At 35.6% G+C, this 12257-nt stretch carries 14 protein-coding genes; 12 read left to right on the top strand and 2 right to left on the bottom strand.

What is annotated here, in order from left to right; genetic code table 11:
- Positions 1-10: 10 nt before the first annotated feature.
- The 3 genes from COE25_RS12730 (at position 11) to COE25_RS12720 (ending at position 3959) form a co-directional block, all read left to right on the top strand.
- Positions 11-226, top strand: a complete 216-nt coding sequence (locus COE25_RS12730) for a YneF family protein (protein ID WP_088086539.1) — start codon at positions 11-13, stop codon at positions 224-226.
- 186 nt (positions 227-412) lie between these two features.
- Positions 413-2164: an ABC transporter transmembrane domain-containing protein gene (locus COE25_RS12725; protein WP_098932907.1), complete on the top strand. Its 1752-nt coding sequence runs from the start codon at positions 413-415 to the stop codon at positions 2162-2164.
- A 1-nt stretch (position 2165) separates the two neighbouring features.
- On the top strand, positions 2166-3959 hold the full coding sequence (locus COE25_RS12720) for an ABC transporter ATP-binding protein (RefSeq protein WP_098932906.1): 1794 nt from the start codon (positions 2166-2168) through the stop codon (positions 3957-3959).
- A gap of 89 nt (positions 3960-4048) precedes the next feature.
- On the opposite strand, the gene COE25_RS12715 is transcribed toward COE25_RS12720, so the two are convergent.
- Entirely contained in the window at positions 4049-4207 is a 159-nt protein-coding gene (locus tag COE25_RS12715; protein ID WP_373605353.1) for an aspartyl-phosphate phosphatase Spo0E family protein, read from the bottom strand.
- Between the two features lie 295 nt (positions 4208-4502).
- On the opposite strand from COE25_RS12715, the gene COE25_RS12710 reads away from it, so the two are divergent.
- Both COE25_RS12710 and COE25_RS12705 read left to right on the top strand, forming a co-directional pair.
- Entirely contained in the window at positions 4503-5210 is a 708-nt protein-coding gene (locus COE25_RS12710; RefSeq protein ID WP_098932904.1) for a cytochrome c biogenesis CcdA family protein, read from the top strand.
- Positions 5211-5407: 197 nt separating this feature from the next.
- On the top strand, positions 5408-5887 hold the full coding sequence (locus tag COE25_RS12705) for a CcdC family protein (RefSeq protein WP_098932903.1): 480 nt from the start codon (positions 5408-5410) through the stop codon (positions 5885-5887).
- Between the two features lie 247 nt (positions 5888-6134).
- Here COE25_RS12705 and COE25_RS12700 read toward each other — a convergent pair whose 3' ends face one another.
- The gene (locus tag COE25_RS12700) at positions 6135-6560 is read right to left on the bottom strand and encodes a DUF2621 domain-containing protein (RefSeq protein WP_098932902.1); all 426 of its coding nucleotides are present in this window, start codon (positions 6558-6560) and stop codon (positions 6135-6137) included.
- A gap of 527 nt (positions 6561-7087) precedes the next feature.
- On the opposite strand from COE25_RS12700, the gene COE25_RS12695 reads away from it, so the two are divergent.
- The 7 genes from COE25_RS12695 (at position 7088) to COE25_RS12665 (ending at position 11990) form a co-directional block, all read left to right on the top strand.
- Positions 7088-8047, top strand: a complete 960-nt coding sequence (locus tag COE25_RS12695; RefSeq protein WP_098932901.1) for a tyrosine-type recombinase/integrase — start codon at positions 7088-7090, stop codon at positions 8045-8047.
- 285 nt (positions 8048-8332) lie between these two features.
- Positions 8333-8584 carry a hypothetical protein gene (locus tag COE25_RS12690; RefSeq protein WP_098932900.1) on the top strand — a complete coding sequence of 84 codons (252 nt, stop codon included), beginning with the start codon at positions 8333-8335 and terminating at the stop codon, positions 8582-8584.
- Between the two features lie 139 nt (positions 8585-8723).
- A complete protein-coding gene (locus COE25_RS12685; protein ID WP_098932899.1) occupies positions 8724-9170 on the top strand; it encodes a DinB family protein in 447 nt (148 codons plus the stop codon).
- A gap of 145 nt (positions 9171-9315) precedes the next feature.
- The gene (locus COE25_RS12680; RefSeq protein WP_098932898.1) at positions 9316-10092 is read left to right on the top strand and encodes a hypothetical protein; all 777 of its coding nucleotides are present in this window, start codon (positions 9316-9318) and stop codon (positions 10090-10092) included.
- A 45-nt stretch (positions 10093-10137) separates the two neighbouring features.
- Entirely contained in the window at positions 10138-10680 is a 543-nt protein-coding gene (locus tag COE25_RS12675; protein WP_098932897.1) for a hypothetical protein, read from the top strand.
- A 139-nt stretch (positions 10681-10819) separates the two neighbouring features.
- Positions 10820-11596 carry a hypothetical protein gene (locus COE25_RS12670; protein WP_098932896.1) on the top strand — a complete coding sequence of 259 codons (777 nt, stop codon included), beginning with the start codon at positions 10820-10822 and terminating at the stop codon, positions 11594-11596.
- A gap of 121 nt (positions 11597-11717) precedes the next feature.
- Positions 11718-11990 carry a hypothetical protein gene (locus tag COE25_RS12665; RefSeq protein ID WP_098932895.1) on the top strand — a complete coding sequence of 91 codons (273 nt, stop codon included), beginning with the start codon at positions 11718-11720 and terminating at the stop codon, positions 11988-11990.
- Positions 11991-12257 lie beyond the last annotated feature (267 nt).

Raw genomic sequence — 12257 nt, 5'->3', positions numbered from 1 at the left:
GAAGTTGAATATGGGTTATTACATTCTAGTTGGTATACTAGCATTAGCAGCTGGTGTAGCACTAGGATTTTTCATTGCTCGTAAATATATGATGAGCTACTTAAAGAAAAATCCGCCAATCAATGAACAAATGTTAAAAATGATGATGATGCAAATGGGACAAAAACCATCACAAAAGAAGATCAACCAAATGATGGCTGCCATGAACAAACAACAATCAAAATAAAACGGACTAGCACTCATATAGATGGGTGCTTTTTTCGTGCTGATAATAATATTCTAAATCTTTATTATTTTATAAAAATTTGGTAAAATTAAACCTCAGTCCGTTGGATTATTTTTCCGAATAACTTTAATTATCAACGTATTCAATTTTTGGCAGCTCGATTACTCGTGATTTGGGGGCGGTTTAATGAAAGTATTTTTAGAATTAGGCTGGTATTTTAAACAGGAGAAAAAAGCGTATATATCCGGGATTTTCCTCCTAATGCTTGTAGCAATATTGCAACTAGTGCCGCCTAAGATCATAGGAATCATTGCTGACCAAATTAAGAATGGGACGATGACAACGGGAATTCTCATGCAGTGGATGGCCGTATTAGTTATTGTTGCCCTTGCAATGTATTTCCTTAGGTACTACTGGAGAATTATGATTTTTGGATCATCAGTTAAGTTAAGTAAGTTGCTTCGAAATCGGCTATATCATCATTTTACAAATATGTCGCCATCATTTTACCAAAAACGTCGGATTGGGGATTTAATGGCACATGCCACAAACGATCTGTCAGCCATTCAACAAACAGCGGGCGCCGGCGTGTTAACCTTTGTTGATTCTCTTTCAACTGGTGGGTTTGTCATCTGTGCCATGGCATTTACGATTAGCTGGAAATTAACATTAATCTGTTTAATTCCGATGCCCTTTATGGTAATCCTTACGAGCTGGTTTGGAACAATGCTCCATCGAACCTTTTATCAGGCACAGGAAGCATTTTCGTCATTAAATGATAAAACTCAAGAAAGTATTACCGGGATTAAAGTGATTAAGACGTTTGGCCAGGAAAAGGAAGATATCGAGGATTTTCGGAAGCAATCAGAAGATGTCGTCCAAAAAAATATCACCGTCGCAAAAATTGATTCTCTTTTCGATCCAACGATTTCGATCATTGTTGGTTTTTCCTTTTTCTTATCGATTGTGTTTGGTGCAAAATACGTGCTTAATGGGGAACTAACTATCGGGCAATTACTCTCGTTTACTACATATTTAGGTTTACTCATCTGGCCGATGCTTGCATTTGGCTGGTTATTTAACATTGTTGAGCGAGGCAGTGCTTCCTATGACCGAGTTTCCATGCTCCTTCAAGAAAAAGAAGATATAACCGATAAGGAGGGGGCAATAAACGTGGTGCCCGCAGGTGATATTGAATACAAACTTTCTAGCTTTACTTATCCTGGAGAAACCACACCGGTTTTAAAGGATATATATTTTTCGTTATATACCGGCGAGACGGTGGGCATTGTTGGTAAAACCGGTGCTGGTAAAACCACTCTTTTAAAACTGCTCATTCGTGAGTTTGATAGTTATCAAGGTGAGATTAGATTTGGAGGGAAATCTCTGCAGGATTACAGGCTTGAAAAATTACGCGAGGCCATTGGTTATGTACCTCAAGATCATTTCCTGTTTTCAGCCTCTGTTGGTGAAAATATCGCCTTTACGAACTCCGGGGCATCAATAGAGGAAGTCGAGAATGCCGCTAAGCTTGCCAATATCCATACTGATATCCTTCAATTTACTGAAGGCTATCAAACGGTTGTTGGGGAGCGTGGGGTATCCTTATCGGGCGGGCAGAAGCAAAGGATTTCGATTGCCCGGGCTATTTTGATGAAGCCAGAGGTGTTAGTACTCGATGATTCCTTATCTGCAGTAGATGCAAAAACAGAAGAAGCCATTCTTTCAGCATTGAAACAGAATAGGGAAGGAAAAACAACCATCATTACTTCACACAGATTAAGTGCCATTCAACATGCAAATCTCATTCTCGTTCTTGAGGATGGAAAGATTGTCGAAAGAGGTACACATGAAGAATTGATGGAATCGGGTGAATGGTATAAGGAAATGTATTTACGCCAGCAGCTAGAAGAGTTGGTTGAGCATGGAGGGCATTAAGATGGATGAGAAAATTCAGCTTACAGATCGTGAACAAAGAAATATTTTATTCCGTTTGCTTTCTTATACGAAACCACATAAAAAAACGATTGTCACAGCATTTATCTTCTTACTATTAACAACGATCGGCGATATTGTTTTGCCGATTATCGTAAAAATATTTATCGATGATTATTTAACTCCTGGGAAGCTAGAGTTTCAGCCACTATTGATCCTAGGTTCCACGTACATGTCAATCCAAATCATTAAAGCGATTCTCATGTTTTTTCAATTGGTTAAATTCCAGGAACTGGCTTTGAAAATTATCCAGCAGCTGCGCATTGATGTTTTTTCTAAAGTACAGTCGCTCGGGCTAAAGTATTTTGATAAGACCCCAGCAGGAAGTATCGTTTCAAGGGTGACCAATGATACCGAAGCCATTAAAGACATGTTTGTTACCGTTATTGCAACGTTTATCCAAGGTGGATTTTTATTACTAGGTATTTTTATTGCGATGTTTATTCTAAACATCAAACTTGGCTTATTTTGTGTGGTGATCCTTCCGTTATTAATGTTTGTCATGAACCTATACAGAAAATTAAGTTCACGATTTTACCTTGATATGCGCGAACGGCTAAGCCAGTTAAATGCCAAGCTCAGTGAATCATTATCTGGAATGGGTATTATCCAAGTGTTTCGGCAGGAAAAAAGACTCCGGGCAGAATTCGGAGCTATTAATGACCAACACTATCAGGCAGGAATGAAAAATATCAAAATAGATGGCCTTCTATTAAGACCAGCGATTGATTTAATTTATATTTTGGGCTTAATCATTGTATTAAGTTATTTTGGAATAACGTCTTTTAACCATGTGGTGGAAATCGGCGTGTTATATGCCTTCATAAATTATTTGGATCGTTTTTTCGAACCGGTTAATCAGATGATGATGAGGCTATCCTTGTACCAACAAGCGATTGTCGCTGGCTCCCGTGTTTTTAAACTGCTGGATGAGGAAGAATTAGCACCAATACAAAAAGAAGAGCGGACCAATTCCATTGAAAAAGGAATGATTGAGTTTACGAATTTAAGTTTTTCCTATGATGGAAAACGGGATGTGATAAAATCTATTTCCTTTAAGGCAAATCCTGGTGAAACAGTCGCACTGGTTGGCCATACTGGAAGTGGAAAAAGCTCGATTATCAATTTGTTAATGCGTTTTTATGAATATGAACGGGGGGACATTTTGATTGATGGTCAATCGATTCGGAACTTCACAAAGACAGAACTCAGGGAGAAAATGAGCTTAGTCTTACAGGATCCATTCTTGTTCTACGGGACGGTAAAGGATAATATCCGCCTTCATTCGGATGAGATGACGGATGAACAAGTCGAAGAAGCAGCAAAGTTTGTTCAAGCCCACACCTTTATCGAAAAGTTGGAGGGTGGCTTTGAACATAAGGTTGTCGAGCGTGGGACCACATTTTCAAGCGGTCAAAGGCAACTGATCGCTTTTGCCCGAACGATCGCCGCTAATCCCAAAATATTGGTTCTCGACGAAGCGACCGCCAACATTGATACAGAAACAGAAGAAGCCATTCAAACCGCACTCGCCAAAATGCGAAATGGGCGAACGACAATTGCGATTGCGCATCGCCTGTCAACCATTCAGGATGCTGATTTAATCTTAGTATTGCATCAGGGGGAAATTGTTGAACGGGGAACCCATCAAGAACTGCTTGCCCAAGGTGGCTTGTACCATAAAATGTTCCTTTTGCAAAACGGAGCTGTTGAACGTCTTGAGGATGTTGTAAATTGATAGAAAAAAGCCTGGCGATTTGCCAGGCTTTTTTCATTATATAGTTCTATTGACTATTTCTAATGGTGACGACATACAAGAACTTTCTTTTAACTAGCTGATGAAGGCATCTTGTTTATATATACTCTATGATATTCATTTAAGAGATGATCAAGTTCCTGGCTGTAACGAATTGCAACGGAGGATGTCAAGCCGTTCGTAATGGCGACTTGTATTAATTCAGCTCGTTTTTTTTCAATTAATGTCACTAAATCATTTTTTGTCACGGCCGATGTCCTTTCCGGAGTAACTCCTAAATTATGGTGCAAATAGACTACTAATATATCAAAATGACATTGATTTTACTAGTATAACCTATGATGTAAATTTTTTCAAAGACATTTGTAAATAAATATCCAACCAAAATTATGCATATATTTTATGGAGGAGACATTTCAGTGGAACAAAAAAAAGCGCCGACACAAAATATTCAAGTTAACCATTATCATTTATATCAAACATTTGTTAGAATATAAACGTATCGACTATAGTGGGAGTGTTAATATGTCAGATGTAAATATATTTTTAGCATTAGGAGCAGGATTTTTAAGCTTTATTTCTCCTTGTTGTTTACCGCTTTATCCTGCATTTCTCTCGTACATCACAGGAATGTCTGTTGGGGAACTTAAAGCTGAAAATGCCATGCTTCAAAAGCGGAGTCTACTCCACACATTATTTTTCCTTTTAGGCTTTTCGATTATTTTTATCGCCATTGGATTTGGAACTTCGTTTCTAGGAAGCTTTTTCTTACAGTATAAAGATCTTATTCGTCAACTAGGTGGAATTTTTATTGTTTTCTTTGGTTTAGTGATCGTTGGGATTTTAAATCCGAAGTTTATGATGAAGGATCGCCGCATTGAATTTAAAAATCGTCCTTCAGGTTATTTTGGTTCTGTTTTAATTGGGATGGCATTTGCCGCGGGTTGGACGCCTTGTACAGGTCCAATTCTATCGTTCGTTATTTCCCTTGCAGCCACAAATCCAGGTTCAGGTATGATGTATATGATTGCCTATTGTCTAGGCTTTGCCATACCATTCTTTATTCTTTCGTTCTTCCTTGGCCGCATGACTTGGATTAAGAAGAACAGCGGCAAAATTGTAAAAATTGGCGGTTACATAATGATTGTAATGGGGGTTGTTTTGTTCTTTGACTGGATGACAAAAATCATTATGATTTTTTCTAATTTGTTTGGCGGCTTTACAGGGTTCTAAAGGTAAACTCGAAAATGATAAATATATAAAAATATAATATTCTTTGAAAGGGAAATTCCTAAGAAGGTTTTTTCCCTTTTTGTGTCAATCACCTGAGTGTTGGAATTGGGAACATTTTATCATGAGTTAATTTTTTTCAAATGAATTTATTTGAGATATAATGGGTTAGTAAATAAATTAGATAAGGAATGAATCTAATGAACTTAGTTGTTGCTTCTTCAATTGGAGCGGTTTTTATGGGCAGCCTTGCCTTGGTTGTCCGTATGAAAGCTGCAAAGAAACCCACGAATGCTCGTAAAATAATTCTACCTCCATTTTTCATGTCGAGTGGGGCTTTAATGTATATAGAACCGCAATTTAGACTAACTGGAGCAGAAATGATCGAGGCAGCGATTGTTGGGATGCTATTCTCTATCTTACTAATTAAAACCTCAAAGTTTGAGATCCGCGATAACGATATTTATCTAAAGCGATCCAAGGCATTTTTCTTTATTTTAATTGGTCTATTAGTTGTTCGCCTTGTTATGAAGTCGGTACTAAGTGCAAGCATTGATTTGGGAGAATTAAGTGGGATGTTCTTTTTCCTTGCCTATTGTATGATTGTCCCCTGGCGGATTGCGATGTATATGGACTACAAAAAGCTGTTTAGGCAACTTCATGGTGATAAGCAATTATAATTTTGTGAGAGACTGGTCCTTTATTGGATCAGTTTTTCTTTTTAGGATTTGTTAAATAATGAGTTTGAAATATTGGTCGAAAATGTTTGCATAGTTCCGGGCTATTGGCGACAAAAGTCAGTGAAAATCAGAGAAAAGTGTCGCCAATGAGGGCTATTGACGACAAATTTTAGGAAAGAACTATGAAAAATGTATCCAATGGTGTCCGTTGATGACAAAATAAAAAAACCATCTATTAGCTAGATGGTTAAAATAAGTGCTCAAAAGGAGCGACATCAATTCTATTTTCAAAAAGCTTTTTTCGTAAAAATTTATGATCTCTTTTTGGTGTGGCTTGAATATAGCCACGAATGACGAGGTCCTGAGTAATTTTTGATGCCTTTTCTCGAAGGGCGATTTCGCCAATCTTTCCGGCAATCTTATGTCTGGCAACATCACGGAATAATTCGGGAACAGGGCTGACTAAATCCTCTAGGAGTTCTTTCTCCTCGGGCCCCCACAAGTGCCGCGATTCATTTACATAATGTTCTTCCCAATCCATAACGGATTTGCCATCTTCTTTCGGCATCTTCTTCAAAAACTTTCGGAACATAAAAAATCCACCGATGGCAAATGACCCAACTAGGAAAAATACCCAGAACAGGATAAACCATAGAAACCAACCATGAAGCATATCTATTCACCTACAAGATAACTATTTTTCTTTTTATTATAGTCTGTTTTTATGAATTAAGACAAGTATTGGACAAAATTGAAGGAAATTATACTTTAGATTTTAATCAAGAATCGAATCATGATGAATGTGCGAAACAGTTTATTGTTCTGTAGTTTTCTGATGAAAAGCTTGTCGAAAAAATGACAAATCCATTGATTCTATTGATTATCACCATATTCCATAGTAATATGATATCAAATGATAGGGAAGCGAAGTAATTTGTTTCTTTCCCCAAAAGACTGTGTTACTGTAGTCCAAACATCTTTGATATTTTAACATCCATGGGGCTGAATGGGGTACTGGTGTCCTCCACAGTCTTCAAAACTGCGATTCAGTTGCGGGGCATAGGTCTTTGATAGTTATGGGTTTACGCTTAAGTAACCCACACAGTTTATTGTTGTTTTTCGACTAGTTTGGAGAGTTCGCAAGGTCGAAACTGCGTGTGTTGATGTACCTTCAAATTACAATATTTGGAGGTTTTTTGTATGGATTTCAAACGTAAAACAACTCGTAAACATGGTCGTGGTGCAACAACGAAAAAGGTGATCGAAGAGTACACTTTGACAGAAATGTTCGAAAAATTTATGTGGTTCAAAAACACTGAGGGTTTGGCTCCGAGGACAATCGAAGAGTATGAACTTCATTTCCGTTGGCTGATGGATTACTTGGGAAAGGATCTGCCGGCTGATGATGTGACATTAGGATTATTTCTCAAATGGGTAAAACATATGCGTGATGTAATGAAACTCGCTGATAACACGGTCAACATTCGTATTCGGACAATGCGTGCATTTCTGCGTTGGTGCCATAAAGAGGAGTATATTGTGGATCCAATCCATGAGGATTTCAAACCAAAGAGCAAACCGGTACAAGAGCCGATCGAGACATTATCTCCGGTGGAGATCAAAACACTGCTGAATAACTTCGATCTCTCAACATGGGTAGGATTTCGGGATAAAGTCATGGTTATGGTTCTTCTTGATTCAATGGTTCGTATTTCCGAGTTGCTTGCGATGAAACGCTCCAATGTGGATCTCAAGAAAGGCATCATAAAACTAGAGGCGATGAACACAAAGACAAGGAAGGCTCGTGAGGTGCTGATCTCATCCAAGACGATCAAACTATTGAAAGAATACATGGAAGAAACGGAAGAGACCGAGGAAGGGTTCTTATTCCTTACTTACGATGGGCGGGAGATGTTGAGCAACACTTGGAGGACAAGGCTCCACGAAGTAGCCGGACAATCGGGGATCAAGAAGGCTATTCGACCTCACATTCTTCGTCATACTGGTGCAGTGTTGTACATTATGAACGGTGGGGATCCGTTTAGCTTGCAAACCATATTGGGGCACTCTGATATGTCCATGACCAAAAGGTACGTTCAAATGAGTAACTTAGATCTCAAGAGACAACATAATTTGTTTAGTCCATTGAAAAATGTGTAAGTTGGGATCGCTACGGCGGTCTCTTTTTTTTGATCGCTTGCTTTTTACCAAAACATGGTACAATTTACTTATTCGACTAATCGTTTTTTCACAGGAGGATTTACCATGACATCATCTGTTTTTTGTTTCATAGTATTTGTTATATTTGTACATTTCGTCACAACGAAACCAAAGAAAAAGGTCAACCTCTCTGAACGACAGAACCGTGAATTGAATAATAAGTTGGATAAAATAAAGAAAAAGTACAATTTATAAATGTGATCTTTCATTAGGAGATATAAAGAAATGAACGTGATAAAGATAGAGATCCATTATTATGCTAATAGTAAAGCCTTACAACAAGGATCCTTTCCACTGAGAGGCAAAAAGCCTGAAGTCATTGCTCTTGAGTGGTGGAAACAAATTAAAAAGAATATGTCACAACATGCTGAGTTAGAAAAAGTTGTAGTGAATGGGGATCAAGATATTACCGAGTTAGTAATGGAATTAGAAGATAAAGAAGTGAAAAGGATTATGGACGATAATTTGCCTTTTTAAGACCCGCTCAATTTTTTAAGGTTTAATAATGATACAATTGATTTTCTTGTTCAACTAACGAAGCAGTTTAGTTTAAGAAGGGATATTAATGTCTTTAGACGAATATTGTTTTAGATACATATTGAAGGGGTGAAGGCGTGTGGAGGATATAATTAATGCATTAAACCACTGGATACAAACATTACCGAAGGTATATAACTCAATGTCAGAAACAGAAATATCAAATCGCCCATTACCAAATAAATGGTCCAAAAAAGAGATTTTAGGACATCTATGCGACTCTGCAATAAATAATATTAATAGGTTTATAAAGATTCAGTACGAAGAACAACCATTTGTTATCCAATCATATAATCAAAACCAATGGGTAATACTTCAGAATTATCAAGAAAGACCACTTGATGAGATATTAAACCTTTTTTTAGCATTAAATAAGCAAATCATAAATATTATATCGAATATTCCAAAAGAGAGATTATCAAATCTTTGTGCTATAGGAAATAATCAACAAAAAACATTAGAGTGGCTCGTAAAAGATTATCTTAAACATATGGAACATCATATTAACAACCAAATCCTTATTTAAAAATAATGCCTAATATTGATATTGCTTCTTTAACTAACGGAGTGCTTTACTTCAATAAGGGTAAAGCGTATTTTTTCTTTATTTCAAGAAACGGGTGAGCGGAAGTAATATTAAGACTATTAATTACAATGAGGGTGAAATTAAATTGTGTATACTAGATTGTTCAACAGTTGAAACAACAATAAATTCTCTATCTGATTTGCTTAAAACTAACGAAAAGACTATAAATTTGTTCATTAAGAGAAATAAGTATCGAATAACTAATAAAGATAAATGTTGGCATTATGATAATCTTTATATTGAAGATGTACTAAATTATTTTAATTTACGTGAAGATGAAATTTTACCTGATAAATTACTTATGTTCCATCTGACTTCCGGAATAGATGATAGTAGTTTTCGGAAAAATGGAATTTTGAATTTAAAATCAATAATTAAAAATGAAATATTTTCTTCTTTTTTTGCTGATTTAGGGATTCAAATTCACTATGAGGAAGGCTCACCACCAATAATTAAATTTAAGGGGAAAGAGTTCAAGGATGAGATGCTTTTCCATCGTTTTAACACAGATAAATGTATAAATGGTTTCTTGATAAAGGAAGATGCTGAAAATAATTCAAATGTAAGGCATATTAGGGAATGCCCTGAGTTTATATGGGATATTAGCAAACTTATTAATATGCCTGAATTAGTTGGAAAGTGGAAAGAATCTGCTAAACCATTGAAACTATCCCTACATGTGAACTTCGAGGATATCAATTGTTTTAAACCTTTAGATTTTGTCCTAAAGGCAATTGAGTATGTTTTATTCAAAAACACAGGTTATTGGGATCCGGATAAAAACTTAATGGTTTTCTTACATGAAGATGTTTGTATTTCATCAGAAAATATAACCGAGACAGAGGAACTAAAGAAATCTTAATGTCGTATTTGACCAAATTTATGGCTTAAGGAGAGGAGGCAAGATATGACAACTTATAAAGGAATTGAATTGTGTTCAACGTTAATCAAAAAAGATGGTGATGTAAAAATAACTAGTAAAAGGGTGTTAGATGACATCGCACATAGACTAGAAAAGGATAACCATACTTTTGTGGGAAAATATCAATCCGCCAATTCTATTAAAATTGATTTCAAGTGTGGGCATGCTCCACAATCAATGTTCGGAAGAAACTATACACACGGTGGACATAAGTGTTATACCTGCAACCCTATAATTGAATATAAAGACTTTACACGAAAGGTGCATGCTTTAAAGCAATATGAACCTTGGTTAGTGGAGCTTAGTTTCAATGGCTTATATGAGGCTGGACAACATGATGGTTATTGGAACCTAGCTAAATATATTCCTGAGGGAACACATGAAGGTTGTATTGAGGAATACGAAAGAGGATATACAAGAGGACAAGCAAAGTGCGTTGAACTTTATAAAACAGGAGTAATCAAAGAGAGACCATTATCACTTCCTCAAAAGAGATCGTTCTTTTCAAAACTATTTGGAGGCAAGTAACATCATTATTTTCTACTAATCTTAATCACGATATTTTTAAACTATTTAATTGATAAAAAAAGGAAATCCGCATTCTTTATCGAATTATGTCTTTTTGAATAAATATTTCAGTATATTTGATAAGGAAGTGTCAAAAGAAATGAGTTCAGATAGTAATAAATTATTAACATTGGATACTGCTTTTATAATTGCTATTTTAACCGGAATATTATATGTAATTTCCTTTTTGTATTATGCCGGGCAATTTTACTATTATAAAATTCCTCTATTTTTAATAGAGATTAGTATTAAAAACATTATTAATTCAATGTTACATTTTTCCCCGTTATTAATAACGTTTTTTGGTAGTTCAATTGTTATAGTCCTTCTATTAAATAAGATAAAAAAAGCAAAACAGCGAAAGTCAAACCCAGAAATAAACCAAGTTAGTGGACAAAGTCGAAAAAATAAAAAGAAAACAAAGGGTAAATTTCGATTATTACGGTTCCTATTAGTATTATATATAGTTTTAGTTTTGTTATTTATAGCAACAATATTGTATTTAATTAAAATCAAAGTCCTAACTTACTATGTTTTACTTGGTGTTTCTACAGGTTTTATTTCATCTATATTAATATTTAGTTCTATTCTTTTATATAGAAGAAAGAGCTTTTTTGGTTCAATAGTGCTGGTTTTTATCGTATTATGTGGGACATCTTTTTTTCTTGGATATGGATTTGCTTCCGAATCTAATACATATATCCTTGTTAAAGACAAAAATAAAACATTCGTTTCACTTGCAGTTTATAATGACCAATTTGTACTTTCACCAATTAATATGAAGACGAAGGAATTTAGAAATGACCTTAAATTAATGGAAGTTAAAGATGTTAAGGAATTTAAACAAATGAAAATGCTTATTAAGTTAAAAAAGTAATTGATTTAATAATTAAATTGGCACTCACATGGGTGCCTTTTTTATTTTAAGAAATTCACAAAATTGACGAAAGGTGTGATCCTTCCTAGCGAATTTGTAGTTAAAAGGAGGGATCTTTGACGTGAAAATATTAACGGTTCCAAGTGCAAAAGAAGAAATTAGACGGTTGCAAAACTTTATTTATCTTGTTGAATCCTACGAGGCAAATAGTCTCGAACGGTGGATAATTAAAGAATATTCATACACCAGTAGCATTCGAGAAGTGGTTATTCGTGGGAACCAAAGAGGACTCACATCAAACGGTGTTGAGTTAGACCATGAGTTTGTGAAAAATGTTATTGCTAGTTACCCAAAGGATGAACTTCACCGATTAGTAAGAGAAACTACAGGCTAAGAGTTAAACCTAACAAAAGGAGATAAATGATCCATTATTCTTCTTAAGTATATAATAGAAAAGATCCCTCAAGCTGACCAAGGCTCACGAGGGATTTTTTCGATTGGAATGCAATTGTGATCTTTTTCGGATCATGATATAAAAGAGGATCCCGAGAGATCCCTTTGAAGGATACTCCGTCTGTGTCAATGTTGTTGGAGCTTGGGGTTGATAAAATTACTGCTTAATTGCAGTCATTAAAATTATGTACTTCATACAGATAGGTAA

Origin of the sequence: Bacillus sp. AFS031507 (genome assembly GCF_002584635.1) — a bacterium.
GTDB lineage: Bacteria > Bacillota > Bacilli > Bacillales > Cytobacillaceae > Neobacillus.
The sequence above is the reverse complement of the archived record's forward strand: the minus strand, read 5'-3'. Positions and strand labels throughout refer to the sequence as shown.